24 protein-coding genes and 1 tRNA gene are annotated in these 24,829 nt (G+C 47.3%); 11 read left to right on the plus strand and 14 right to left on the minus strand.

Annotation, left to right across the window (positions count from 1 at the left end):
• Positions 1 to 13 precede the first annotated feature (13 nt).
• Positions 14 to 2,368, plus strand: coding sequence for an ABC transporter permease (locus BMZ54_RS12845; protein ID WP_089911602.1), 2,355 nt, complete (start codon positions 14 to 16; stop codon positions 2,366 to 2,368).
• 125 nt (positions 2,369 to 2,493) lie between these two features.
• Here BMZ54_RS12845 and BMZ54_RS12850 read toward each other — a convergent pair whose 3' ends face one another.
• From BMZ54_RS12850 to BMZ54_RS12875, 6 genes are all read right to left on the minus strand, one after another.
• Positions 2,494 to 3,045, minus strand: coding sequence for a DUF1349 domain-containing protein (locus BMZ54_RS12850; protein WP_089911604.1), 552 nt, complete (start codon positions 3,043 to 3,045; stop codon positions 2,494 to 2,496).
• Between the two features lie 107 nt (positions 3,046 to 3,152).
• A complete protein-coding gene (locus tag BMZ54_RS12855; RefSeq protein WP_202909220.1) occupies positions 3,153 to 4,292 on the minus strand; it encodes an MFS transporter in 1,140 nt (379 codons plus the stop codon).
• Positions 4,293 to 4,304: 12 nt separating this feature from the next.
• On the minus strand, positions 4,305 to 4,988 hold the full coding sequence (locus BMZ54_RS12860) for an HAD family hydrolase (protein WP_089911610.1): 684 nt from the start codon (positions 4,986 to 4,988) through the stop codon (positions 4,305 to 4,307).
• A 10-nt stretch (positions 4,989 to 4,998) separates the two neighbouring features.
• The gene (locus BMZ54_RS12865; protein ID WP_089911613.1) at positions 4,999 to 6,024 is read right to left on the minus strand and encodes a zinc-dependent alcohol dehydrogenase; all 1,026 of its coding nucleotides are present in this window, start codon (positions 6,022 to 6,024) and stop codon (positions 4,999 to 5,001) included.
• An 11-nt stretch (positions 6,025 to 6,035) separates the two neighbouring features.
• Positions 6,036 to 7,271 carry an aspartate aminotransferase family protein gene (locus BMZ54_RS12870; protein ID WP_089911616.1) on the minus strand — a complete coding sequence of 412 codons (1,236 nt, stop codon included), beginning with the start codon at positions 7,269 to 7,271 and terminating at the stop codon, positions 6,036 to 6,038.
• A 443-nt stretch (positions 7,272 to 7,714) separates the two neighbouring features.
• Positions 7,715 to 10,537: a T9SS type B sorting domain-containing protein gene (locus tag BMZ54_RS12875; RefSeq protein WP_143080991.1), complete on the minus strand. Its 2,823-nt coding sequence runs from the start codon at positions 10,535 to 10,537 to the stop codon at positions 7,715 to 7,717.
• Between the two features lie 754 nt (positions 10,538 to 11,291).
• Here BMZ54_RS12875 and BMZ54_RS12880 point away from each other — a divergent pair.
• On the plus strand, positions 11,292 to 11,786 hold the full coding sequence (locus tag BMZ54_RS12880; protein WP_089911622.1) for a hypothetical protein: 495 nt from the start codon (positions 11,292 to 11,294) through the stop codon (positions 11,784 to 11,786).
• Here BMZ54_RS12880 and BMZ54_RS12885 read toward each other — a convergent pair whose 3' ends face one another.
• Positions 11,787 to 12,236: a ribonuclease H family protein gene (locus tag BMZ54_RS12885; RefSeq protein ID WP_089911625.1), complete on the minus strand. Its 450-nt coding sequence runs from the start codon at positions 12,234 to 12,236 to the stop codon at positions 11,787 to 11,789. It lies immediately after the preceding gene.
• Between the two features lie 18 nt (positions 12,237 to 12,254).
• Positions 12,255 to 12,599 (minus strand): winged helix-turn-helix transcriptional regulator, encoded by a 345-nt coding sequence (locus BMZ54_RS12890; protein ID WP_089911628.1) that lies wholly within the window; start codon positions 12,597 to 12,599, stop codon positions 12,255 to 12,257.
• A gap of 95 nt (positions 12,600 to 12,694) precedes the next feature.
• On the opposite strand from BMZ54_RS12890, the gene BMZ54_RS12895 reads away from it, so the two are divergent.
• Both BMZ54_RS12895 and BMZ54_RS12900 read left to right on the plus strand, forming a co-directional pair.
• Complete coding sequence (locus BMZ54_RS12895; protein WP_089911631.1) at positions 12,695 to 13,438, plus strand: SDR family oxidoreductase; 744 nt, start codon at positions 12,695 to 12,697, stop codon at positions 13,436 to 13,438.
• 10 nt (positions 13,439 to 13,448) lie between these two features.
• Complete coding sequence (locus BMZ54_RS12900) at positions 13,449 to 13,841, plus strand: DoxX family protein (protein WP_089911634.1); 393 nt, start codon at positions 13,449 to 13,451, stop codon at positions 13,839 to 13,841.
• A 103-nt stretch (positions 13,842 to 13,944) separates the two neighbouring features.
• On the opposite strand, the gene BMZ54_RS12905 is transcribed toward BMZ54_RS12900, so the two are convergent.
• The 3 genes from BMZ54_RS12905 to BMZ54_RS12915 form a co-directional block, all read right to left on the minus strand.
• A complete protein-coding gene (locus BMZ54_RS12905) occupies positions 13,945 to 14,382 on the minus strand; it encodes a carboxymuconolactone decarboxylase family protein (RefSeq protein ID WP_089911637.1) in 438 nt (145 codons plus the stop codon).
• Positions 14,383 to 14,468: 86 nt separating this feature from the next.
• Positions 14,469 to 15,296: an EamA family transporter gene (locus BMZ54_RS12910; RefSeq protein ID WP_202909221.1), complete on the minus strand. Its 828-nt coding sequence runs from the start codon at positions 15,294 to 15,296 to the stop codon at positions 14,469 to 14,471.
• A gap of 1 nt (position 15,297) precedes the next feature.
• Complete coding sequence (locus tag BMZ54_RS12915; protein WP_202909222.1) at positions 15,298 to 15,936, minus strand: FMN-dependent NADH-azoreductase; 639 nt, start codon at positions 15,934 to 15,936, stop codon at positions 15,298 to 15,300.
• Positions 15,937 to 16,013: 77 nt separating this feature from the next.
• Between BMZ54_RS12915 and pdxR the strand changes: the two genes are divergently transcribed.
• The gene (pdxR, locus tag BMZ54_RS12920; RefSeq protein ID WP_089911643.1) at positions 16,014 to 17,477 is read left to right on the plus strand and encodes a MocR-like pyridoxine biosynthesis transcription factor PdxR; all 1,464 of its coding nucleotides are present in this window, start codon (positions 16,014 to 16,016) and stop codon (positions 17,475 to 17,477) included.
• A 402-nt stretch (positions 17,478 to 17,879) separates the two neighbouring features.
• Here pdxR and BMZ54_RS12925 read toward each other — a convergent pair.
• Positions 17,880 to 17,953: transfer RNA gene (locus tag BMZ54_RS12925), tRNA-Arg, on the minus strand.
• Positions 17,954 to 18,140: 187 nt separating this feature from the next.
• On the opposite strand from BMZ54_RS12925, the gene rlmH reads away from it, so the two are divergent.
• On the plus strand, positions 18,141 to 18,614 hold the full coding sequence (gene rlmH, locus BMZ54_RS12930) for a 23S rRNA (pseudouridine(1915)-N(3))-methyltransferase RlmH (RefSeq protein ID WP_089911994.1): 474 nt from the start codon (positions 18,141 to 18,143) through the stop codon (positions 18,612 to 18,614).
• A 35-nt stretch (positions 18,615 to 18,649) separates the two neighbouring features.
• Complete coding sequence (locus BMZ54_RS12935; RefSeq protein ID WP_089911645.1) at positions 18,650 to 19,261, plus strand: rhomboid family intramembrane serine protease; 612 nt, start codon at positions 18,650 to 18,652, stop codon at positions 19,259 to 19,261.
• 3 nt (positions 19,262 to 19,264) lie between these two features.
• Here the strand turns inward: BMZ54_RS12935 and tilS are convergent, their stop codons facing one another.
• Together tilS and BMZ54_RS12945 are read right to left on the minus strand one after the other, a co-directional pair.
• The gene (tilS, locus tag BMZ54_RS12940) at positions 19,265 to 20,614 is read right to left on the minus strand and encodes a tRNA lysidine(34) synthetase TilS (RefSeq protein ID WP_089911648.1); all 1,350 of its coding nucleotides are present in this window, start codon (positions 20,612 to 20,614) and stop codon (positions 19,265 to 19,267) included.
• A gap of 269 nt (positions 20,615 to 20,883) precedes the next feature.
• Positions 20,884 to 21,195 (minus strand): hypothetical protein, encoded by a 312-nt coding sequence (locus tag BMZ54_RS12945; protein WP_089911651.1) that lies wholly within the window; start codon positions 21,193 to 21,195, stop codon positions 20,884 to 20,886.
• Positions 21,196 to 21,271: 76 nt separating this feature from the next.
• On the opposite strand from BMZ54_RS12945, the gene BMZ54_RS12950 reads away from it, so the two are divergent.
• The 4 genes from BMZ54_RS12950 (at position 21,272) to ispE (ending at position 24,822) form a co-directional block, all read left to right on the plus strand.
• Complete coding sequence (locus tag BMZ54_RS12950) at positions 21,272 to 22,012, plus strand: electron transfer flavoprotein subunit beta/FixA family protein (protein ID WP_089911654.1); 741 nt, start codon at positions 21,272 to 21,274, stop codon at positions 22,010 to 22,012.
• A gap of 122 nt (positions 22,013 to 22,134) precedes the next feature.
• Positions 22,135 to 23,100, plus strand: a complete 966-nt coding sequence (locus tag BMZ54_RS12955; RefSeq protein WP_089911658.1) for an electron transfer flavoprotein subunit alpha/FixB family protein — start codon at positions 22,135 to 22,137, stop codon at positions 23,098 to 23,100.
• A 176-nt stretch (positions 23,101 to 23,276) separates the two neighbouring features.
• Positions 23,277 to 23,879 (plus strand): bifunctional nuclease family protein, encoded by a 603-nt coding sequence (locus BMZ54_RS12960; RefSeq protein ID WP_089911661.1) that lies wholly within the window; start codon positions 23,277 to 23,279, stop codon positions 23,877 to 23,879.
• A gap of 106 nt (positions 23,880 to 23,985) precedes the next feature.
• Entirely contained in the window at positions 23,986 to 24,822 is an 837-nt protein-coding gene (gene ispE / locus BMZ54_RS12965; RefSeq protein ID WP_238386571.1) for a 4-(cytidine 5'-diphospho)-2-C-methyl-D-erythritol kinase, read from the plus strand.
• Positions 24,823 to 24,829: the final 7 nt, after the last annotated feature.

A 24,829-nucleotide genomic window follows, 5' to 3' on the forward strand; every position in this document is an offset into this window, starting at 1 on the left:
CAAATCCATCCACATGTTTAAAAGTTTTATCCGCGCTACCTTCCGCCACTTATGGAAAAATAAAACTTACACATTCCTGAACATCTTTGGCCTGGCCACCGGTATTGTTTGTGCCGCCTTTATCTTTTTATGGATTGAAGATGAGCTGCATTTTGATAGCCAGTATCCCAAAAAGGACCAGCTGTACATGATACTCACCAACCAGACCTATGATGGCAAAACCCGTGCGTTCCGGTCGTCCCCGGCTAAGCTGGCCGCAGCTATTAAAATAGAGATCCCCGGTGTGGTGAACACCGCCCGGGTGAGTGGCTGGAAATCGGTGTTCAGCGTGGGTGAAAAAGCGATCAATGAAACCGGCTGTTATACGGATGCTGCTTTTTTTGAGATGATGGACCTGCAATTCCTGGAAGGCACGGCAAAAAATGCATTCAGGAACGTATCGTCCGTTGTGGTTACGGAAGATATGGCCAAACGTTTTTTCGGCAGCGCGGCTAATGCAATGGGAAAATCATTGCAGATGGAACATAAGGAAAGCGTAGTGATCACCGGTGTGGTTAAGAATTTTGCGCCTAACTCCAGCCTGCAGTTTTCCTGTATGGTGCCGTTCAATATTGCATCTAACCAGCACGACTATTACGAACGCTGGGGTGCTAATGCGGTGAATACCTATGTGGAGCTGTCGCCCAGGGCAAATTTAGCGGCGGTCAGCAAACAGCTGTCGGGCCTTATACGCAGTAAGGATCCCGATGCGGGCGCTGTGCCTTTCCTGTTTGCCATGAACGACTGGCGCCTGCGCAGCGAGTTCCCGGATGGTGTACAAAAAGGCGGCCGCATTGTATATGTACGCATGTTCTCTATTATTGCCTGGATCATTCTGCTGATAGCCTGCATCAATTTCATGAACCTGGCTACTGCACGCAGTGAAAAGCGTGCCCGCGAAGTGGGCGTACGTAAAGTAATGGGCGCCGGTAAACAGCTGCTGGCCTTACAGTTCATTGGGGAAGCCATCTGCATGGCGCTCGTGTCTATGCTGATCGCGGTTGTATTTATGTACGTACTGCTACCGGGTTTTAACATGCTGGTAGAAAAAAAATTAACGCTGGGACTTATACAGCCCGCACATGCCGGGTTCCTGCTGGGCATTGCCCTGTTATGCGGCCTGGTGGCAGGCAGCTACCCATCCTTATATCTTTCCTCCTTTAGCCCCATTAAAGTATTGAAAGGCTTTAAGATGAAAGCCGGCAGCGCTGCCTATATCCGTAAAGGGCTGGTGGTGTTCCAGTTTGCTACTTCCATTGTGCTTATTGTAAGCACCATTGTTATTTACCAGCAAATTCAGCATGTTACGCACCGCGACCTGGGTTATAACAAAGACCATCTTATACAGGCAGAAGTAAAGGGTGATCTTTATAAACACTTTGGCGCCATAAAACAGGCGCTGCTGCAAACAGGTGCAGTAGAAAATGCCGGCCTGGCCAGCTCAGAAATGTTATATACCAGTAACAATACCTCCGGCTTCACCTGGCAGGGTAAAGATCCGCAAAGTGATGTGCTTATTTCTTTCCGCGATATTTCACCCGACCTGCTCAGTACCTGGGGCATGCAGATAGTGGAAGGGCGCAGCTTTTACGACAATATAAAAAGCGACAGCGGCAATGTGATCATTACTGCATCGCTGGCGCGCCTGATGGGCCAGGGCAGTGCTATCGGCAAAACGCTACAACTGGGTGATGGTGTTTTTCATATAGTGGGTGTGCTGAAAGATTTTGTATATGGCGATATGTACCAGCAAAGCGATCCCGTAGTATTCTTTAGCCGTACCGACAATGCTGAAAAGCTGCTGATACGCCTGAAACCGGACGCAGCACCGGAAGCCGCTATTGCCAAAATAAGCGCAGTAGTACAGCAGGCCGTACCCGGTTATCCTTTCGATTACAAGTTTGTGGACGATCAGTTCCAGGAGTTTTTCAAAAGCGAACAACTGGCCAGTAAATTATCGCGCCTGTTTGCGCTGCTGGCCATTATTATTTCCTGCCTGGGCATTTTTGGACTGGCAGCCTATATGGCAGAAAGAAGGGTAAAGGAAATTGGTGTACGCAAGGTGCTGGGCGCAAGTGTAGCCAGCATCACTACCTTACTTTCAAAAGACTTTTTACAGCTGGTGCTGTTGGCCTCCTTTATAGCTATGCCTGTTGGCTGGTGGGTAATGGATCGCTGGCTGGAGGGGTATGCCTATCACATTAACATAAGCGGCTGGGTGTTTGTGCTTGCCGGCTGTGTATCGTTGCTGATTGCGCTGATCACTATCAGCTTTCAATCGATAAAAGCCGCTATGGCTGACCCGGTTAAAAGCCTGAGAACAGAATAAGAATTAATAATGAATAATTAAGAATTAATAATCGCAGGGCCGGTACACGGGTGAAATACATTTTCTGCAACTGCACAATAAAGAGGGCGATATTTCAATTGAAGTATCGCCTTCTTTATTATTAATTATTCATTGTTAATTATTAATTCATTTACTGTGAAGTCTTCAAATACCACATTAAAGTGTTCCTTACCCGGCGCTGCTGCCACTACACCTATTTGCGTGGTTACACCTGGCGGAAAATAAGCCAGGCGTAGCATCTCATATTGTTTGCCATCAAAGGAATATTTTATTTCCACAAAATCGCCTTTCCGTAAGAGCTTCAGCCAAACAGCGGCCGGGCTGTTATGGCGCGGAACTACCGACCAGTCGGACATTTCCCGGGTTACTACGGCGCTTACATTTTGTACGCCATCCACATACTCAATGCCTGTTTTTATCCAGTTCTTTTCATCGATCCGGATCATTAAGCCGGCCTGGTGATACAGCTCCCGGTAATCGCCACTGATTTTTACACCGGCTTCAAAGTCGCCTTCCTGCTCCTGGAAATAAAAAGGGCCGTTATCACGTATAAACCCATAGTGGGTAATCCGCCAGTAATCGGTATCCGGATCCACCGTTACGGCCAGCTTTTTTTCATTGCCGGACCATTTACCCGGTTCATTAAACCATTTCATCCGTTAATATTTAATTTTTTTTGTCGGATGGAACCTCGCATTAACATGCCCCTTCCGCTGTGGCGGAACAGGTTGTGTGAAAAAATGTATCATGCCCGGTTTCATAATTAATCCATTTTAGACGCCAGAAAAATAGTACCGGTACCAAACAATGCGATCAATGCAAATGACCAGCGCAGGTTCAGCGCTTCTGCAATAAAACCTATCAGCGGAGGGCCTATCAGAAATCCCAGGAAACCTACCGTAGATACGGCTGCAATAGCCACACCCGGCGGTAATGTTTTGGATTTGCCCGCCAGCGCCAGCACCAGGGGTACAATAGATGAAACGCCAATGCCTACCAGCAGAAAACCCAGCGTGGCCGTATAAATATCCGGAAAAAAAATAGCCAGCAACAAACCGGTTGTGCTGATGGTACCTGCACATTGCAATACTCTTTTTACACCAAAGCGGGTTACAATACGGTCTGCCAGGAAACGTCCCCCGGCCATGGTGCCCATAAAAGCAATATACCCTACGGTGGTTAAGGATTCAGGTACCTGCACAACCTTCTGAAAGTATACGCCGCTCCAGTCAAACATAGTACCTTCCGTTACCAGGCTGGCAAAGGCTATTAACCCCAGCTGCAGGATCTGCCGGTCTGGTTTGGCAAAAAGCGGCTGCGCTTCCGCCGGTGCATCTTCCGGTAGTAAATATTTCCAGCTGCCCAATACCAGCAGCCAGCAGGTGGCGCCAATGATCCAGAAATGCAGGGCCACTGGCCAGTTCAGGTTTACCGCCAGCGTACCAATGCCTACGCCGGTAAAACCCGCCAGGCTCCATAAGCCGTGAAAAGAGGCCATTACCGAACGGCCGTATAACGCCTCCACTCCCACTGCCTGTGTGTTCATGGCAATCTCAAATACATTATTCATGAACCCGAACAGGAACAGGATGATCACCAGCTGCCAGATGTGGGTGGTCAGTCCTATCATACCCAATATAAAAGGAAAGATCAGCCCTGCTGCAATCAGCACCCGGCGGCTGCCCAGGCGGGTCACCATCCACCCGGATACCGGCAGGCTAACCATAAGGCCTATAGGCAGCGCAAACAGTACGCTTCCCAGGCCAGCATTGTTGAGGCCAAAATGCGCTTTTATATCATGAATACGGCAGGCCCAACTTGAATAAGTCAGGCCTGCTATGAAGAAGAAGATGCACACCGCTATGCGGTAGGTACGTTTTACATTCACCGTTAAAGAAAGCATAAGCAGTTTTATTTACAGTCGTTCTGCATACAGCCCGATGTGCTGATACAGGTCGTCATAATCCGTGATCTTCACAATATCTTCCAGGTGAGCCAGCTTTTTATTGGCGATCCCTATGAATTGAATGCCCATGTCTTTGGTGGCCAGGTAATCCCAGTTACCATCGCCCACATACGTGATGTTGGCTAAAGCAAGCTCCTGCCCATGTTGCTCATTCATTTTACGGATGGTGTGGCCAATAATATCCTGCCTTGCCAGCGCATCCTGGGCAAAGGATGCGGCAGTACATCCATCAATATTAATGCCGGCACAGCGCAGCTTGAACAGCGCTGATTCCCGCCAGCCACCGGTAGCCAGCCCTATGCTGATGTGCTGCTGCCGGCACAAGGTTGCCAGTACGCTGCCGGCTTTTTGGATCTCGCGGATACGCTCCGGCTTTTCTTCGTAGGCCCGTTCCAGTAAGCTGCAGAAGTGTGCAATGAACTGTTCGCGCTCCTCCTCCGTATAAGTGCGGCCTTTCCTTTCCCGGAACAGCTGGTCAATGATGCCGGAGTCTGTAGTATTCTTATAATACCCGTAATTGGTTTCAAAGTCACGGAAGCCGAATGTTTCTTCTATGGCGCGGGTATAACAATGATCGTCTATTTCGGTGGTATCGGTAAGGGTACCATCTATATCGAAAATAATATATTTCATGTCTGTGAATTTAAGAAATGCGTATTACAGATTTAAGACTGCTAATGTTGTTGCTCCTTTGCCGGGTGTGCAGATCGCAGCCCAGGTCTTTCACGGCTGCGTTGAAATTGCTAAGGTCGTACTCATTGGTGATGATCTTGTGCAGCTCCAGCCGGCCGCTGTTGATCAGGTCCACTGCGTGCCGGAAAGTATCCTGCGAATCAATAGAGCCGATGATAGAAATACTGCGGTCGGCAATTTCCCGCGGGTTAATGGTTTGCTGGTTGTTACGCAGGCCCATCAGCGAGATCTTACCACCGTCTGCAATGGCCTGGATAGATTTTTCCAGCAGGCTGGCAGTAGTGTCTATAATAAGATCATACTGGTTCTTCTGCGGTATAAATGCAGGGGAAAGCGTCCAGCCTTTTGACAGCACATTGTTTTCTTCTATCAGCTTTATTCTTTGCGGGGATGCTTCATAGATCACTCCTTCCTGGATGCCGTATTGTTTTAGTGCCAGGTAAAACAACAGCCCTATGGGGCCGCCGCCCAGCACGGCTGTACGCATAAACGGTGTAACAGCCAGCTTCTTTACTGCGGTGAGCACACAGCTTAACGGTTCGGATAAAGCCCCCTGTTCAAAAGGAACACCATCCTGCAGCGGGTAAATAAAACGTTGCGTGGTTTTAAAGAAACGGGTAAAGGTACCGTCAATAGAAACGCCTGCTTCTGTGGTTGACTTTAACAGGCAGTGATTGCGCAGCCCTTTACGGCAGTTCTCACAGTAGCCGCAGTAATAGGTGGGATCAATGATCACACGGTCGCCAATGTTGCAATTATCAACACTACTGCCCTTATCTACGATCACCCCTGCAGATTCATGCCCGATAATAACCCGGGGGCGTGCCAGGTATTCACCGGAAATAATACTGAGGTCTGTACCGCAAATGCCGGTGGCGCGCACTTCTACGATCACCTCATCCGGCAGCATAATAGCAGGTTCCTCTTTTTCTTCTATACAAATATCCCAGGGATTGTTATATACGATGGCTTTCATGATGTTTGTTTTTAGAGCTGGCTGAATAATTTATCAAGTCTTGCGCAGATCTCTTCTATATCGTCCAGGGTAGCGGTGAGCGCGGGCCGTACCTTTACTACATTCCCAAAGCCGTAGCGGGAGCCGCGGAGTATAAGGTTATGTTCTTCAAGTGCCGTGTCAATGATATGGTTGGTGAGCTTTACATCCGGTGCGCCTTCCCGGTCAACGATCTCCAGGCCCCACATGTAGCCAATACCGCGCACATCGCCAATAACATGGCCATACTTTTCTTTCAGCTGCAACAGCAGGCTGCCAAGCACTTTGCCGTTTTCGCGTACGTTTTCCAGGAAACCTTCCCTTGATACTACTTCCATTGTTTTCTGCGATGCGGTGAGCGAAAGCAGGTTGCCACCGGAAGTATAGGAATGTTCAAACTTTTCAAGCACGGCAAACTCAGACCGGTAAATGATAGCAGCTGCCGGTATGCCAATACCGCCCAGGCCTTTGGCCAGCGTAATAATATCGGGCTGTATGTCATAATGCTCACTGGCAAACATGTAACCGGTTCTGCCAATACCGGTTTGCACCTCATCTGCTATCAGTACAATGTCCAGCTCATCGCAGATCTTACGGATGCGTTCAAAATAACCTTCCGGCGGAATAATGTTGCCGCCATTACCCAGGATGGGCTCCAGGATCAGGCAGGATACATTGCCGTTGCTGGCATACTGCGCATGATCATAGATTGCTTCTGCGCAAAGGTAACCGCAGGCCGGCGCGCCCTTTGCGGAATACGGACAACGGTAGCAGTAAGGCGCAGGCACAATACCATTCTGCGTAACCAGGGTATTGGAAAATGACTTGCGGCGGAATGCATTTCCGGAAATGCTGGTGGCAAACAGGGTTTGCCCGTGATGGGACAGCGAGAGGCTGATCACTTCATTTTTGCCGTTGTATTTGTTGGCAATTTTCACGGCGCCTTCATTGGCCGTGGAACCGATGATATCCCGCATCCAGCCGTCTGTAATATGTTCCGGCGCATGCTCCAGGATGCTGTCTAATACCTCCTGCGCCAGCTGGCCGGTGAAGGAGGAAGATACGTGGATCAGCTCTTCCACCTGGTTTTTCAGCGCATCTACCAGTTCGGGATAACTGTAGCCCAGCGCCAGGTTAAATGTGCCGGATACGGCATCAAGATACTCTTCCTTTTCAGGCGTGTAAAGGCGGATGCCACTGCCTTTTGTGAACTGAACATTGATGGACATGGATAAAGTTTTTGAGGGTGTAAAAATGCATGTGATAAAGGCATGGCATGTACATGACGGGCAATGCTACCTGCTCATCAGAACATGGGTGTCTTTTGGGTAAACGAGTAAAAAGTTACATCAGCTTTTCAATGCAATAGCTCATTGCGGCGGGTGTATAGTACACACTTCTGCCAGGGTCTTTCGTGGTATTGCTCGCATTTAATCTGAAATTAACTGGATGTGGTTTAATGGTTACATAAAGATAAGGCCATACAATAATTTTAAGAATAACGTAGAGTTTGTAAACGGGTTAAATACAAACACAAAGTAAAATGCATTCCGGATAATTTATTTTTTTTGTTTTGAAAAAATACGGTATTATATATTATATATAGTGGTGTTCATCTGCATATATTCGTAACCGTTAGAACTAACATAGTATATCTGATTAACCAGCAAGATCATTTCACCAGTGTAACCGTTCCCTTTAATGTTTTTGTTTCGCCTCCCTTGTTCACAAAAGTAGCTACCCACACAAAGGTGCCGGTGTCTGCTAATACGCCTTTAAAATGACCATTCCATCCTACAGCGGGATCATTACTCTGAAAAATGGTTATTCCCCACCTGTTGTAAATGCTTAGCCGGTAATTGCTGATATGTCCGTAATTTTTCGGCCGGAACAGGTCGTTCCGTCCATCGCCGTTCGGCGTGAATGCAGTGGGAAAAATGATGTCGCAGCCCTCGTCTACGAAGATCTCCGTTGCCAGCAGTGCGGAGAGGCAATTGTTCCCGTCTTTTACTGTTAGCGTATAGCGGCCTGCCTCGAGGCCGTTGAATATACTATCAGGCTGCCAGCTTTTATCCCCTATCCTGAACAGGTATGGCGGCGTACCGCCGCTTGCCGTGAGCGTGATATGCCCTTTGAGCGGTGTGCCACATTCAATATCTGTTTTAGATAAAAGCGCTGCATTCAGCTGCGGTGGCTCCAGGATAATAGCCTCCGTACTTTGGCTGCATTGCGCGGCATCTGTTACATTAACTGCATACACCCCTGCAGGCAGGCCGGTGAACAAGCCGGAGTTATTAGTGATATCACCGGTTGCCGGTGAAGTAATAGTATATACGTAACCGTTAGCCCCTCCTGAAGCAGTGAGCTGCAGCTGCCCGCTCCTGTTGCCATAGCAGCTTACGTCTGCATGGGCAATCGTTACTTCGCTGAGCGCCAGCAAGGGCGGTTCAGTAAGGGTAACAGATATGGGCTGGGAAATGCAACCATGGCTATCCCTTACGGTGGAGCTGTAAATACCAGCCGGCAGGCTGGTGAACAAACCGGAGTTATTAGTGAGCGCGCCTGTTGCCGGCGATGTAATAGTATATACGTAGCCATTACTACCCCCTGCAGCATTGAGCTGCAGCTGCCCGTTCCGGTTGCCATAGCAGCTTATATCTGTATGGGCGCTTGTTACTTCGCTAAGTACCAGCAAGGGCGGATCAGTAAGGGTAACGGATACGGGTTGGGAAATACAGCCATAGCTATCTCTTGTTAGAATACTGTAAGCGCCGGCAGGCAGATTATTCAGAAGAGCGCTGTTCCAGGTAAGCCCTCCATCACTGCTGTATTGATAGGGCCCTGTGCCATTGCCGGGAGTGGGTATAATGCTTCCATTGCTGCTACCCATGCAGGACGGCGGTGTGGCAATCAATGTTAACGAGGGCTGTGAATGCACCGTGATCTGCACCGGCGCCACCACTTCACATTTGGTATTGGTATTTGTGATCTTTATATAGTAGGTGCCTGTTTGGCTGATGGCCTGTGGCATGGGTACCGGAATGGTAGTAAGGATGTCTGTCCAGTAGCTTAATAAAAATTCCGGCCCCTGATCCCTGTCAGTAATAACATTGTTGCCCGTGATGTCTATAGTGGCCGGTGCGCAAAAGATGGTATCCTTTACCTGTAGCAGTGGTATCAGGGTGCTGGTAGGCTGCAGGGTTGAAAGATCCAGATCCATCGTGGTTCCCGGTTCTCCGTCTACTGTTCCCCATTCTGTTCCGTTTGAGAGCCCTCTTAATCCACCGGAAACATCTGCTGTAGCAGGCGTATTGGTAATGACCACCCCTCCTCCGCCACCACCGCCGGCGCCATGGCGTGCCAGGAAGGTCTCGTTGCCGCCTGCTCCTCCTTTGGCTGTTAAGGTGACGGTACTGGCCAAAGTACCGGGGTAGGCCAATACAATGCTGCCACCGGCACCGCCGCCGCCTGCGCCATCATCTGTTGAGGGCCCTGCGCTCAGGCCATCGGCACTGATAATGCCTGTACCAAGGATAGCGCTGGCAGTGATCATAATAATCCCACCACCATGTTCACCGCCCTCGGCGGCATTATTATTCTGATGTCCGCCGCCACCGCCGCCACCCATGATAATATGGGCGGGTAAGCCTGTTTTTATTCCTTTGCCTCCTCGTCCGCCTACATCCTGGGGACCCGAGTACTGGTAACCTCCTTTTCCGCCATCACCAAAATTAGCGCCGCCCCCGCCCCCGGAGTTGTGCGCATTGCCGCCGCCTCCTGCATTGGCGGGCGCCCCTCTCCCAAAACTGCCGTTTTCATACCCTCCTGCGGTTGCGCCCCAGGTGCCATTCGGCGTGCCGGCAATACCTTCACCTTTTTCTCCGTAGCTGCCATAGGTATTACTTACGAAATCCTGGATATTGTATAAGCCACCGGCGGAGTTGATCTTACCAGGTCTGAACCCCAGTCCTGTAGCGGTAATTTCATAGCCGTTCATGTTCAGTGTTTGCCAGGCATGAAATGCTACAATGCCGCCGGAGGCTCCATCCCAGGCCGCCGCCGTAACAGTTCCGCCTAAAGTAACGTTCTGGTATGCCGGTACCCGCACTACCTGGTAAGCGGATTTGCGGTTGGGGATGCCGCTTACGGCCCGGTAGCTGTGCTGCAATGGATCCCGCAGGGTTAGTACGCCGCCGGCAAAACTTCTAACCTGGCCAAATTCAAACAGTCCGCTATAGCCGGGATCTATAAACCCATTACCTCCTGTTCCGTTTCCGCCATAGGCGGGTGTGTTGCTGGAATTGATGGTGGCATCCTGCATTTGTATAATTAACACGCGATCGCCTGCCACCAGGGGCGCCGCATTGCCGGTAGCGGGACCTAAGTTAACAGTACGGCCACCGATGTTCAGATCATTCAGGCCCGGATAATAAGTATTCACTACTCCTGCAATAGTAGCAGGTGCGCCACAAGGTGCGTGAACCGGTACAGGCAACTGGGCTCTAAGTACATTACAAAACAGTACTCCTATCAGCCATCCAATACACTTTTGCTTTACAAACATTTTTGTGTAGCCTTTCTCTTGTGAATAAAGGAGCAAAACCCATTGCCCTGTCGCTATGTTTTACCGCCTGTTGATAGATACAATGATTCCCGATGCTTTGAGGTCACAACGTTTAAGCCGTAGCGTTATATGCTATAATACTATTACTGGAAAGGTACAGGGAAAGAGATACGTGGACATTTAGTTCTATACCGGACTTTTAATCCTTGATGGGGTGCTGATCATGGCCTTGCTGCTATCCTTTTTAGCGTGGAATCATTTTAAATACCCTATGTTTTGTTGGCAATTACAGACTTAAGTAAATATAGGAAAAATCGTTCAATTAGCCCGGCAGCAGTTTTTGACGCATTTGCATCAGGGTTTCCTTTATTTCTGAGCTTTGTAGCATTAAATTAAAACGATCAGCAAATAGGTCTGATAGAATGATGTGCAGATGAACGCGTCATTGCGGAGAGGGGGGAGGCTACAGTCCACCCCACATGCCCAGGCTTTACTTTGCTCCTCGCAATGACGCGATTGGTATATGAAATTGCACAGCTAAACCCCTTCCCGGCCCAATCATCTGCAGTATCAGATCGGTTGCTTAGATAGGAACAATAACATACAATAAAAAGGCTAATTTAGGATCCGGTTAGCCGTTTTTGCATATATAGCGAAAGTATAATGCTGGCAGTAATTTAAGAACATGGGGAATATAATCACAAACGAAAAAATAAACGATAGCACGATTCTTATGAGTAATGGGTTGACCTCCGTTTTTATTGAAACAATTTGTTTAGCGGGTTCGGATATTGCATTAGAAAAATATCAGCAAGACATAATGATCTGGTTTAGCCAACGTGACTGGATGATATTGGGGATGGGATTTGAGGGGTTTGACATTGGTGAAATTGTCTGGCGCAAAGAGATTTTTTATGAGCAGCAAAGATTTATTCTTAAGGTTATTGATCGGGCAACAGAAAAAACAAACTGGGATCTGTTAAACTATACTCCGGGCGAAATGATCTTTGAAACCTTAACAAACTTTAGACAGATGATACAGGACTTCAGGATTGAGCATATAGAAACGGAAAATGAAATTCCAATATTTGATTTTGACGGCATAATAAACCGGTACGATAAATGCGACAAACATAGCATTTACAAGCATTACGCCGGTTGTGTGATCTGTAATAGATGATCAGATCCCTTCACGCATGATCTTTCTCACCAATTTATCTGCTTCAATATTGAAATTAACGTCGACCCCTTTCTTTTGATGGGCTTTCACTTTAATGAATGTTAGTTCGATGTGCTCACTCAACGCGTAGAATTCCTTTACAAGATCTGCATTCCTCATTTCCGTTCCTTTGCTGGTAATAAAACCCGCAGCTGTCAATTTCTCCCTTCGTTCCATCAATCCCGTTACATACTGGCTGTCTGAGTAAATACGCAGTGATCTGAAAGCTCTTGCCGCATGACTGATCCCCGCTATAACCGCGTAAAGTTCCATTCTGTTATGTGTGGTATCCTGCACTTTGCCGGATAGAACGGTCTTTTCTTCGCCCGATAATATGATGGCAACCCATGCCCCGAGGCTGTTTTGTGTGTTACAGCTGCCATCTGTATATATGTCCGCACTATGTATCATATTGCCGTGAAGACCCGGTTACTGTCCCTTAATTTTTTTTCGGTGGTTCTGGCCCCAGCGGATCATGGCGCCGATCACTTCTTTAAGCGTTTCAGCATACTCCGTTGAAGAGTATTCAACCGTAACGGGCTTTGTATTGCAAACCCTTCGGCTTATCAGCTGATTCATTTCAAGCTCATGCAATTCCCTGGACAAGATCCGTGGAGAAATTCCTGATTCCCTGGACAGCTCCCCAAAGCGCCTGGTCCCCTTATTTACCAATATTGAAAGGATAACCAGCTTCCATTTCCCATTAACTACGTACAACGTATCCTGAATGAAGGAATGTACGTTTTCGCACTCCACGTCTAAATTGTCTTTCATGTACTATCCTGTTTGTAACTACTTACCACTTTGTAACTGGTTACAAATATACCGTATAATCAACCAATTTTGTACGGCACTTAAAATATGCTCACATGGAAAAATTTAAAGACAAGGTAGTTGTAATTACAGGCGGAAATAGTGGTATTGGCTATGCAACCGCGAAAGAATTCAAATCGCAGGGAGCCACTGTAGTTATAACAGGAAAACGGGAAGATGCATTGCAGAAAGCCGCCCAGGAACTGCAGGTAACCGGGAAATTGGCTGACCAGGCAAATCTGCAGGATATAAAAAAACTGGCCGGCGAAGTCAGGGCTTTACAGAACAAAGTAGATGTGCTGTTTATTAATGCAGGTGTAGCCTTTTTTGCCCCCATTGAATATACTACTGAAGAACAGTTTGATACTATGACAGACGTCAACTTCAAGGGCAGTTTTTTTACCCTGCAGCAATTCATTCCGTTGCTGAGTGACGGTGCTTCGGTTATTTTCCTGACTTCCAACAGTACGGCCATGACCATGCCTGGCAGCTCAGTATATGCAGCTGGTAAGTCGGCCGTTGGGCACCTGGCCAGGATAGCAGCCAAAGAACTGGCTCCTAGAAAGATAAGGGTGAACACGGTAAATCCTGGTCCTACGCAAACCGAAATGATCGGCAAATTTGGCCTGGATGAAGCTACTTTAAAAGGAATGACCGAAAGTATACTGGCGCAAATGCCACTGGCAAAGATCGGCACAGCCGAAGATGTAGCAAAGATGGTTGCTTACCTGGCCGACAACAGCACCTCTTCATTTATCACCGGTGCAGAATTTTTTATTGATGGTGGACTGGCTGTTTAAAAATTAAATTATGACATCTAAAACAAAAAATATCGGCGGCTGGATCATAAGCGGGTTGATTGGCCTTATGCTTGCAGCATCAGCATTTGATAAAATCATAGAAAGCACGCATGCCCTGCAGATGGGGACATCGTTCGGCCTTTCTGCAGGAACCTATTCCCTGTTGGGTATAATTGAGATCTTATCGGTTTTACTGTTCTTATACCCAAGAACCGGAGTTTTGGGTACATTATTATTATCGTCCTATTTAGGCGGTGCTATCGCCACTCATTTGCAACATCAGCAGAATATTGTGTTTCCAATTGCGATTGAGGTTTTTGTTTGGATAGCAGCAGTGGTTCGTTTCCCGGAACTGACACAACGATTATTTAACAGGACAGTAACGAATAACACTACACCGTAAACAGAAAGTATTGGAACAACGGTAAAAATATCTTTAAAAATAAATGGGCCGGCCCCAAAAGTAAAAAAGCACTTTTAGGCCGGCCCCACACAATGAAGCAACCTTAAGCTGGTATCAGCTTAGTTGTGATCCCTATTCTGTTCCATGCATTAATAGTGATGATTGACAGGATAACCTGTGCCAGGTATGTTTCACCCAGCAATTTTACTGCCTGTTCATAAGTAGCATCTGTTACATGGTTTTCACTGATCAATGTCACTTCTTCCGTGATGGCCAGTATAGCTCTCTCCTCTTCAGAATAGAAAGGCGCATCCCGCCATGCATTAAGGGCATAGATCCGTTGTTCTGTTTCCCCTGTTTTACGCGCCTCTTTTGTATGCATATCGATACAGAACGCACAACCATTTATTTGCGACGCTCTGATCTTGATCAGGTCTTTATGGGTTTTGGAGAGCGGAGAGCTCTCTATAAATTTTTCAAGCCCCAGGATTGCCTTGTAACCTGCCGGTTCAACCTGGTCAATTTTAATTCGTGTTGCCATATGTTTTATTTTGAATTTGAATTTGAAATATTACGCCTGGGTATGTTCATCAGCACAACGGCTCCCAGGATTAAGCTAACCCCCATCTACTGGCTGGCGATCACCCGCTCATGCAAGAGTATCTTTGCCATGATTATTGAAATGGGAATTTCAATGGATGCAAGGATGGCTCCCAGCCCCATACCCGCCAGTGGCATACCACGAGTGAACAATAAGGGCGGAAGTATCGTACCAAACAGCGATACCAGCAATCCCCAGCTCAGGAAGATCTTCCATGAAAACTCCGTGTTGATAAATGCATGAAAAACACACAGTATAATGATCAGCCCTCCGGCAATCATGTATAGGCTTCTTTTTAATGGAGGAAAGTGCGTATCCAGGTGATTGGTTGAATACATGGTTGCCGTGTAACATAATGCACCTGTGATGCCATATGCAAAACCTTTCCAGCTTAAGCTTACAGATTGTTTCAGTACTGCGGTGGCCAGTAATGTTCCGGCCATAATTACCACAACTGACAGCAATCTGCCTGCTGCCGGCACCTTTCTACGGACAATAGATTCCAGTAATACACCCATCCACACAGATTGTGCTAAGAGTACAATGGCTACACTCACCGGAATATATTTCACGGACAAGTAGTAAAATACACTGGTAAGGCCCAGTGATGTTCCTGCTATTGTTAATCTCACTTTGGACCTGATAGCTGGAATGGGCGCGCTGTTGTTTGAGCTTCCCTTTTGGAATAATGTTAGTATAAAAAGACCTGTTACCCCCAGGCTGAATTGTGAAATGGTTACTTCTGCAGTATTAAAGCCAGCCAGGTACGCCATTTTTACATAGGTGCCTAGCATTCCGTAGCAACCTGCGCCCAGCGTTATCAGCAGGCCACCTTTAAGTTTGTTGTTTTTCATTTTACTTCAACATTTCTATCACCGCTTTCACTTGCCGGTGGGCTTGTTCAATAGTTTTTTCAAGCGCTCCTTTATCAAGCGAAGTGCCGCTGACAGCTATTACATGAATATTATGAATGCCCATCATATTCAGCACTGTGCGCAGATAAGTGGTCTGAAAGTTTAAATGTGAATTTGGCTCGCCGGTTTCATAACCCTGACTGCCCCTGGCTACCAGCAAAAGCATGGTTTTGTTTTCCAGCAGGCCGGTGTATGGTTGCTGCCTGTTACCCGGATCTATTTTGAAAGTTTCATTTAGCCGCATTGTCTGGTCGATATAGGCTTTCAATATGCTGGGGATTGACCAGTTATACATCGGCGTACCTAAAACAATAAGATCTGCATTTTTCAATTCCGCGATATATGTATCACTGGTGGCCAGGATCTCATGGTCTTCAGCCGTTCTGTTTGTTTTGGGCTTAAGGTTTGCCAGGATCCAGGCTTCACTGACATGCGGAACATTGACATTGCCAAGCTCTCTATGCCTGATCTCTGAATCGTGGTGGAGTCTGATCCAGATTTCGGTAAATACCTCCGTAAGCTTTCTGCTGTGAGAGTGGAGCGTTCTTGCACTTGCATTAATTACTAATACCTTTTTCACTTGCAATTTGTTTCTGCAAAAGTATTCCTGATCTGGGCTATATTTGTAGCCCAGATCTAATAAAAACTACAGCCCAGATGCTGCCATACAAATCTTTAATCCAGGTAGACAGAAATTCTTCTGTATCGTTGCATATCCAGGTTTGCAACAGCTTTATCACACTTATTTCCGGTGGTACGCTGCAGCCTTCGGATATGCTGCCAAGCTCCCGCGTGCTGGCGGATCTCATAGGTGTTCACAGGAATACGGTTAAGCTGGCATACGAAGAATTGATCAGCCAGGGTTGGGCTGATTCCGTTGCACGAAAAGGGATCTTTGTGCTCTCTAAATTACCCATTGTTACGAAGAGAAGATTAACGAATGCAGGGGAGCAACTGCAAAAGAAAGAGCCCTTTACCTGGACAAATAAATTTAAAGATGCGGTACCCAGCAGAAACCTTCAGTCATCCATACTTACCATAGATGACGGTTTTCCAGATGTAAGGCTCACACCTATTGATGAATTAATGCGGGAATACCGGAGCATTTCTAGGAAATCATATGGCAAGAATTTTTTGAAGTACGGAAGCGCCAAAGGATCAGCACATCTGCGCCAGGCCATTGCGGGATACCTTTACAATACCAGGGGTATTTCCGTATCGGCAGAAAACATACTGATCACAAAAGGAAGCCAGATGGGTATATACCTGGCTGCCCAGCTGCTGCTGGCGCCTTTAGAAAACATTGCGGTTGGCGTATCCAATTACCTGCTGGCTGATAATACCTTTAAGCACCATGGCGCTAATCTTGTCCGTATTCCTGTATATGATCACGGGATGGACATTGATTATCTTGAAAAGGTACTCCGCAAACGAAAGCTAAAAGCAGTTTACGTTATACCGCATCATCATTGCCCCACTACGGTGACGATGAGTATGGAGCGAAGATTAAAGCTTTTGAAACTGGCCAGGGAACACCGGTTCGCGATCATAGAAGACGATTACGATTTTGACTTTCACTATGAGAACAAGCCTTATTTACCGCTGGCAAGCATCGATCATCACCAGAATGTTGTTTATATTGGATCTGTTACAAAGACGGTTGCACCGGCACTGCGGATCGGCTTTATGATAGGTCCGGCCCCGTTTATTAATGCTGCGGCAGCCCTGCGGGAACTGATCGATAAGCAGGGTGATACGGTGCTGGAAGAAGCCTTTGCTGTTATGTTCAATAATGGCGAAATGGAACGGTACTTTAGAAAATCACTTAAAATATATAAGAGCCGGAGAGATCTTTTTTGCCAGGTTTTGAAATCGGAGTTTAAGAACAAAATTGAGTTCACCTTGCCGGAAGGAGGCCTTGCAGTGTGGGCCAGCTTTGATAAGAAAACAGACCTGGTGAAGCTATCCGCTGCTGCCTTAAAGAAGGGGCTTAGTATTGATGATGGTACCTTTTACAGGAACGAGTCTTTTTCCGCCAATGGCCTGAGATTGGGCTTTGCTTCGCTGGATGAAGCAGAGATCCTGGAGGCGCTTGGGAAGTTAAAAGCTGTTTTGAAATAGCCCAATATACGTGCCTCTAAAGGTCAAACGCTTTTGGGGGCAATCTTTTTCCGTGACTCCGTCAGGATTCAAACCTGAAACCTTCCCGATCGGAGATCGGGATGCGCCATTCAGTTGAAACTTACCACAAATAAAAAAGGCTCAACTTTCGTTGAACCTTTCTTTTTCTGTGACTCCGTCAGGATTCAGACCTGAAACCTTCCCGATCGGTGATCGGGATGCGCTATTCAGTTGCGCTTATCACAAATAAAAAAGGTCCAGCGTTTGCTGAACCTTTCCTTTTCTGTGACTCCGTCAGGATTCAAACCTGAAACCTTCCCGATCGGTGATCGGGATGCGCTATTCAGTTGCGCTTACCACAAATAAAAAAGGCTCAACTTTCGTTGAACCTTTCTCTTTCTGTGACTCCGTCAGGATTCAAACCTGAAACCTTCTGATCCGTAGTCAGATGCTCTATTCAGTTGAGCTACGGAGCCATTTCCTTCTTCTTACTTCCGGCCCGGAGGCCATTTGTTCGATTGGGATTGCAAAAGTATGCGTTTTTCTGAAACTAACAAATAGTTGTTCGGAAATTTCTACAAATTTCTATTAACCTGTACTTTTACAATATTATAAAATTCGCTGCCATTGGGCACATGGCCGGAAATCATACAACAGAAAAAAATGAAGATACAGCTCTGGAGCATCGGCAAAGAAAATGATCCTTACATTAAAGAAGGCATTGCCATTTACCAAAAACGCCTGCAACATTACGTGGATTTTGAGCTGCGTCTCATTCCTACGGTTAAACAGGCGGCTAGTTTGTCGATCCCTGAACTAAAAAAGCAGGAGGCTAAAATTATCCTGGACCTGCTACAACCCCAGGACTATCTCCTGGCCCTGGATGAGCATGGTAAAATGATGACCACCCTGCAGCTGGCCGATTTCCTGCAGCAGCGTACCAATGCGGCCACCCGCCAGCTGGTCTTGCTGATCGGCGGCGCATTCGGACTGGATGCCAGTATCCTCCAACGGGCACAGGGCAAGCTATCCCTCTCCCAGCTTACCTTTCCCCATCAGCTGGTACGGTTAATTGTAACAGAACAGCTCTATCGCGCTTATTCTGTATTACATAACGAGAAATATCATCACCAATAACTACATTTACATTTTTTAACCGGACAGAACTTTTTATGCTGACGTTAAGCTTAGTGATCATCATCGTTACCTGTATTATCTCTATTACCGCCTTTAGCAGGCCAGGGGAAATGGATAAGCTGAGTATGTGGCCTTACATGGTAAAAGAACATAACCAATATTACCGTTTTATTACGGCCGGACTGGTACACGCAGATTACATGCACCTGGGCTTTAACATGCTCACCATGTGGTTTTTTGGCAAGTACATTGAGATCATGTTTCAGCAGATCTTCGGAGGCAAATTGTATTTCCTGCTGTTCTATGTACTGGCGCTGATTATCTCTGATATTCCTTCCTACATACGCCACCGCAATAACTATAGCTACCGCTCTATAGGCGCTTCCGGCGCAGTATCGGCCGTGGTATTTGCCTTTATTCTTTTTCAGCCCTGGGCTAAGATCATTGTGTTTGTGATACCTATGCCGGCTATTTTATACGGGGTGCTTTTCCTGGGTTATTCCGTGTATATGTCGCGCCGTGGCGGAGATGGTATTAACCATGACGCGCACTTCTGGGGCGCTGTTTTTGGCGTAGTATTTCCGTTGGCTCTTAAACCGCAGCTGGCAGGGTATTTTATGGAGCAGATATCCTCTTTGTGGAGATAAGATTTAATTACTCCCCTCCTCCCATTCCAGGTACAACACTTCCTTTGTATGTTCCGTTAACTTAAACCGGTCATCGATCCGCATACCCACTACCCATACGATCCGCTTTGCAGATTCCAGCACCCATACCTTTTCCTTTTGTGGTAAAGAAAGTTTCTGATCAATAAAAAAGCGGCTCAGCTTTTTCTTTTTAGCCATACCTAAGGGATAAAAATAATCGCCTTGTTTCCAGCGGCGCAGCAGCAGCGGGTAACGGATCTGCTGTTTATCCAGACAGGCAATAGCTGCTGCTGTTGGAATGCTGCCCAGGGCTGCTCTCTCCTGCACGCGCAGCTTTAAATGCCCGCTGCCGGTGTGTACGTGGGAGTGTTCAGGCTCAATCACCAGTATAGCGGGTTCCGGCTGTTCAAGGGGGGTGATCAGCAGCCATTCGCGGTTGCGGAGAATACGATGGGTAGCCGTATCCACATACCTGCCGGATCCGCTTTCCAGCAGTTCCAGCACGGCATTCACCTGGGTGGGCGGACAACCGAATCCTTTAAAGATCTCGTACGCGAGCGTAACCAGCGGTTTGGTTTTTTGCAGCTTTAGCACTGGTATCATCCAGGTATCTCCCTTGCGTTCCAGCAATTTTTTCCTGTGGCGGTCTACCGCTTCCTGGAACAGCTGTTCGGCTTCCCGGATGCGCTCAATGGTAGCCGCCATATTAGCTACTGCACCGGGATAAGCTTCCCGGATAGGCGGCAGCACATGATGCCTGAAAAAGTTGCGTGTATATTTATCCGTTATATTGGAGCTGTCTTCTACAAACGTAAGCCCCTGCGTATTTATAAAATCCTGTAACGCTTCTTTTTGCGCAAACAGCAATGGCCGTATAACCATGCCCTGCCTGGGCAAAATGCCGTGCAGGCCGGCCAGGCCCGTACCCTTGGAAAAGTTCATAAGCGCTGTTTCCACGTTATCCTGCATATGGTGGGCAGTGGCAATAAAGGCATATTGCTGCGCCTTACGGGTAGCTTCCAGCCATTGATAACGCAGCTCCCGGGCAGCTACCTGAACGGATACACGCTGCTGATCCATATAGGCGGCAGTATCAAACTTTGTTGTATAAAGCGGTACATTATAACGGGTGGCTAGTTGTTGCACAAAAGCTTCGTCCCGCTCCGATTCCGCACCCCGTAGCTGGAAGTTGCAATGCGCTATGGCAAAGGAAAAACCAGCCATATGGAACAAATGCGCCATCGCCACAGAATCCGCACCGCCGCTAACAGCCAGTAAGATGGGTTGTGCAGGTGTAAATAATTGTTCCCGCTGAATGTATTCTGAAAAACCTGTAAGAAGGTTGTTTTGCATAATTTAGTTAAGTTATCTACCTCAAAGGGTATAAAAGCGTATAGTAACTACAACTGGCTACTTTTTGACCCCGCCGTATTTAATTCTCCGTTTTTGCAGGAAGGCCATGAATACTCCGCATTGCATAATTAATAATTCATAATTACAACAAAACATCTTCATCCGCCGGATTCCCAATACTCACATCGTAATTATTTCAATGGCACTCCCCGCTTGGCGGGCAGGCTATGGTCCGTTTTGCAGGGCGTAATTAAACAATCCGTAATTGACTAATACATCAGGTCTTCATACGCTGCCTGCAGCTCGTTGTAGGCATGTTTGTCGTTCACAGATCTGGCCATGGCCATACCTTTTTCGTAGGTGGCTCCGGCCAGGGAGGCCTCTCCTGCCCTTTCCAGCAGCTTGCCCAGGTGATAATAGGAGCCTACATATTCCGGCTCTTTTTCCAGCAGCTCTTCAAATAGCCGGCGGGCGGCCGCATCATCCTCCAGCTTTATATATTCCAGGGCCAGTGCATGCTTCAGAAAGCTATCATCAGGGCTGCTTTCCAGGAAGGTTTTTAGTTTAGAGATCCGGTCCATTGTTGGTTTTATTAGTTAACCAATATCCGTTATATTTGCTGATACCGCTTTTTCCAAACCAAACAGTTTTAAGGTTATGAAGATTTTAGTATGTATCAGTAAAACGCCGGATACCACTGCAAAAATAGCTTTCACAGACAACAACACGAAATTCAGTGAGGCCGGTGTACAGTTTATCATTAACCCCTATGATGAGTGGTATGCGCTGGTACGCGCGCTGGAGTTAAAAGAAACACAGAGCGCCACCGTGCACCTGGTAACCGTTGGCGGCGCAGATACTGAGCCCGTGATCCGTAAAGCCCTGGCCCTTGGCGGTGATGAGGCTTTTCGTATAAATGCGGATAGCCAGGACAGTTATTACATTGCATCGCAGATTTCGGCCCATGCCAAACAACAGGGATATGACCTCATCTTTACCGGTAAGGAAACCATCGACTATAACGGTTCATCTATAGGCGGCATGGTAGCGGAGCTGCTGGACCTTCCCTTTATTTCCATTGCAGCTAAATTTGAGCTGAATGGTACCACCGCTACCATTAACCGTGAAATTGAAGGCGGTGAGGAAATTGTAACAGTAAACCTGCCGGCAGTAGTATCCTGCCAGAAAGGAATGGCGGAAGCGCGTATACCCAATATGCGCGGTATTATGGCTGCCCGCACCAAACCCTTAACCGTAGTAGAGCCTGTTGCAGTTGAAGCCCTTACCAGCATTGTAAGCTTTGAGCTGCCCCCTGCAAAAGCTGGTGTAAAGCTTATTCCGGCCGACAATGTTGAAGAACTGGTAAAATTATTGCACGAAGAAGCCAAAGTGATCTGATTTACGATTTTGGATTTACAATTTTAGATCTTAACCTCATACCCGGTCTAAAATCATAAATTCTGGCTAATTCCACACGCTCCACATAAATCGTACATCTCAAATCTAAAATCGTACATCTCATGTCTGTTTTAATATTCGCGGATCAATCCCAGGGAAAAATAAAAAAAGCTGCTTTTGAGGCCGTACAATATGGGGCCAAAGTTGCACAAAAGTTAGGAACAACGGCCACGGCTATAGTATTAGGAGAAGCGGATAACGCAGAGCTGGCCGCGTTAGGCAATTACGGCGCACAAAAGGTATTACATGCCGCCAATGCTAAGCTCAACGAATCTGATAGCGGTGTAGCTGCAAAAGTGATCGTAGCTGCCGCCAGCCAGGAAGATGCGCAGGTGATCATTTTCTCCCACAATTTTGATGGCCGTGCAGTAGCTCCCCGGGTAGCTGCACGCCTGCAGGCCGGCCTGGTAACCGGCGCTATCGGATTACCCGATACCGCCAATGGTTTTGTGGTAAAGAAAACAGTGTTTTCCGGCAAGGCCTTTGCAAACGTGAATATAACCTCTGCCAAAAAGGTGCTCACGGTTATGCCCAACACCTTTGCCCTGGAGCCTACAGGCGCTACAGCGACGGTGCAGCCTTTTGATGCGCCTGTAAGCGATGCAGATTTTAAGGTAAAAGTAAGCAAGGTAGAAACCGTAAGCGGCGAGGTACCGCTGACAGAAGCAGAGATCATTGTAAGCGGCGGCCGTGGATTAAAAGGTCCTGAGAACTGGGGCCTGGTAGAAGACCTCGCTAAAGCCCTGGGTGCTGCAACCGCCTGCTCCCGCCCGGTAGCGGATACCGGCTGGCGCCCGCATCATGAGCACGTAGGCCAAACCGGCTTAACCGTACGCCCCAACCTGTATATAGCTATTGGTATTTCCGGCGCTATACAGCATCTGGCGGGCGTAAACGGCAGCAAGGTGATCGTGGTGATCAATAAAGATCCGGAAGCTCCTTTCTTTAAAGCAGCCGATTATGGTATTGTGGGCGATGCTTTTGAAGTAGTGCCTAAGATCACGGAAGCTGTTAAAAAACTAAGATAATAAGTTGATAGTTGGTCCCAGGCGGTCCGGCAGCGCTATTTTTAACAAAATAGCGGTACCGGTGCTGCCTGGCGGCAGGCTAACAAACTACCGGCTTGTTTTTAGATCAGGAAATATTTTTCTAACTTCACGGTCTTACAAAATTATCAGCCGACAACGCGAGACAGATAACAAATATGAGAAAAATAGAACTGGAAATAGTTGCTTTATCACACAGCATTACGCAAACACACTCGTATGCCGTGGTATTGGGAGAAGTGAACGGATTGCGCCGATTGCCTATTGTTATTGGAGGCTTTGAAGCGCAGGCCATTGCTGTGGCACTTGAGAAAATGCAACCCAGCCGCCCTTTAACGCACGACCTGATGAAGAATTTCATGAATGCTTTTAATATAGAGCTTTCAGAGGTAGTTATCAGCAACCTGCAGGAGGGCATTTTTTACTCAAAACTGATCTGCCACAATAACGATGAAACCATAGAAATAGATTCCCGTACTTCTGATGCGCTGGCACTGGCAGTACGTTTTGGCTGCCCCATTTACACATACGAAAATATCCTCAACAGCGCCGGCATCCTGCTGGATGATCCTACCGGTAAAAAAGTAAATAAACCTACTACGCCTACTATTTCAGAACATGAAAAAGGCGCAGAAGACGATCTGAAAGCGATGAGCGTAGAAGAGCTGAGCACCCTGTTACAGGATGTGCTGGAGCAGGAAGATTATATTCGCGCCATTGCCATCCGCGATGAGATCAACAGCCGCAAGGCAGGCCGGTAAGCAACAGCTCATGGTTCATAGTCAGTGGTCCATGGCATTTTTCAGGCAAAGAATTTCTGCAGGTATCAGATATCTCCCATAATACAAACGATAATCGCCATGGACTGTGGACCATGGACCATGGACTAATCGCATGATCGTTTTTCCCAATTGCAAAATAAATTTAGGCTTACACATCCTACACCGCAGGGCCGATGGCTTTCATGACCTGGAAACCATCTTTTATCCTGTACAAATAAAAGATGCGCTGGAAGTATTAGCCCATGGGGAGCTGCACTTTAACAGCAGTGGTATCACCGTGCCCGGTAATGCTGCTGATAACCTGTGCTTGAAGGCCTGGCATTTATTGAAAAAAGATTTTCCGGACCTGCCTGCTGTAAATATTCACCTGCATAAGCATATTCCCATAGGAGCCGGTCTGGGCGGCGGTTCTGCAGATGCTGCCTTTATGCTGCAGCTGCTGAATGATAAGTTCCGTTTAGAATTATCCGCAACCCAATTAATAAATTATGCCGCACAGCTGGGAAGCGATTGCGCTTTCTTTATCCCTAACCAGCCCTGTTTTGCAACCGGCCGTGGTGAAGTGTTGCAGCCTTTGGACCTGGACCTGAGCGGGTATTCCATGTTATTAGTGCATCCTGGTATTCATGTAAATACCGGTTGGGCATTCGGGCAAATTACACCGCAGCAGCCGGAGCTATCGCTGCAGGAAAGCATTCTGCAGCCGGTAACTTCCTGGAAAGATCTTATTACAAATGATTTTGAAGCGCCGGTGTTCAGCGCGCATCCCATATTAAGGGAAATAAAAGAGCAGTTATATGAAGCAGGGGCTTTATATGCAACAATGAGTGGCAGCGGATCTGCCATGGTGGGCATTTTTGGCAAAAACAAAATAGCCGGCATCCTGTGGGACGCCAGCTATCGCGTATTTGAAATAATCTGAGTTGCGT

Source organism: Chitinophaga rupis, from assembly GCF_900109685.1.
Lineage (GTDB): Bacteria > Bacteroidota > Bacteroidia > Chitinophagales > Chitinophagaceae > Chitinophaga > Chitinophaga rupis.

Excerpts from the sequence above, each read along its gene's own strand:
- BMZ54_RS12910 (WP_202909221.1), bottom strand. The coding sequence starts at position 15,296 with ATGAAAAACAACAAACTTAAAGGTGGCCTGCTGATAACGCTGGGCGCA.
- BMZ54_RS12870 (WP_089911616.1), bottom strand. The coding sequence starts at position 7,271 with ATGTCCATCAATGTTCAGTTCACAAAAGGCAGTGGCATCCGCCTTTAC.
- BMZ54_RS12885 (WP_089911625.1), bottom strand. The coding sequence starts at position 12,236 with ATGATACATAGTGCGGACATATATACAGATGGCAGCTGTAACACACAA.
- BMZ54_RS12855 (WP_202909220.1), bottom strand. The coding sequence starts at position 4,292 with ATGCTTTCTTTAACGGTGAATGTAAAACGTACCTACCGCATAGCGGTG.
- pdxR (WP_089911643.1), top strand. The coding sequence starts at position 16,014 with ATGCTGCCATACAAATCTTTAATCCAGGTAGACAGAAATTCTTCTGTA.
- BMZ54_RS12950 (WP_089911654.1), top strand. The coding sequence starts at position 21,272 with ATGAAGATTTTAGTATGTATCAGTAAAACGCCGGATACCACTGCAAAA.
- BMZ54_RS12935 (WP_089911645.1), top strand. The coding sequence starts at position 18,650 with ATGCTGACGTTAAGCTTAGTGATCATCATCGTTACCTGTATTATCTCT.
- BMZ54_RS12860 (WP_089911610.1), bottom strand. The coding sequence starts at position 4,988 with ATGAAATATATTATTTTCGATATAGATGGTACCCTTACCGATACCACC.
- BMZ54_RS12945 (WP_089911651.1), bottom strand. The coding sequence starts at position 21,195 with ATGGACCGGATCTCTAAACTAAAAACCTTCCTGGAAAGCAGCCCTGAT.
- tilS (WP_089911648.1), bottom strand. The coding sequence starts at position 20,614 with ATGCAAAACAACCTTCTTACAGGTTTTTCAGAATACATTCAGCGGGAA.
- BMZ54_RS12905 (WP_089911637.1), bottom strand. The coding sequence starts at position 14,382 with ATGGCAACACGAATTAAAATTGACCAGGTTGAACCGGCAGGTTACAAG.
- BMZ54_RS12955 (WP_089911658.1), top strand. The coding sequence starts at position 22,135 with ATGTCTGTTTTAATATTCGCGGATCAATCCCAGGGAAAAATAAAAAAA.
- BMZ54_RS12845 (WP_089911602.1), top strand. The coding sequence starts at position 14 with ATGTTTAAAAGTTTTATCCGCGCTACCTTCCGCCACTTATGGAAAAAT.
- BMZ54_RS12880 (WP_089911622.1), top strand. The coding sequence starts at position 11,292 with ATGGGGAATATAATCACAAACGAAAAAATAAACGATAGCACGATTCTT.
- BMZ54_RS12865 (WP_089911613.1), bottom strand. The coding sequence starts at position 6,024 with ATGAAAGCCATCGTATATAACAATCCCTGGGATATTTGTATAGAAGAA.
- BMZ54_RS12890 (WP_089911628.1), bottom strand. The coding sequence starts at position 12,599 with ATGAAAGACAATTTAGACGTGGAGTGCGAAAACGTACATTCCTTCATT.
- BMZ54_RS12895 (WP_089911631.1), top strand. The coding sequence starts at position 12,695 with ATGGAAAAATTTAAAGACAAGGTAGTTGTAATTACAGGCGGAAATAGT.
- BMZ54_RS12850 (WP_089911604.1), bottom strand. The coding sequence starts at position 3,045 with ATGAAATGGTTTAATGAACCGGGTAAATGGTCCGGCAATGAAAAAAAG.
- BMZ54_RS12960 (WP_089911661.1), top strand. The coding sequence starts at position 23,277 with ATGAGAAAAATAGAACTGGAAATAGTTGCTTTATCACACAGCATTACG.
- rlmH (WP_089911994.1), top strand. The coding sequence starts at position 18,141 with ATGAAGATACAGCTCTGGAGCATCGGCAAAGAAAATGATCCTTACATT.
- BMZ54_RS12900 (WP_089911634.1), top strand. The coding sequence starts at position 13,449 with ATGACATCTAAAACAAAAAATATCGGCGGCTGGATCATAAGCGGGTTG.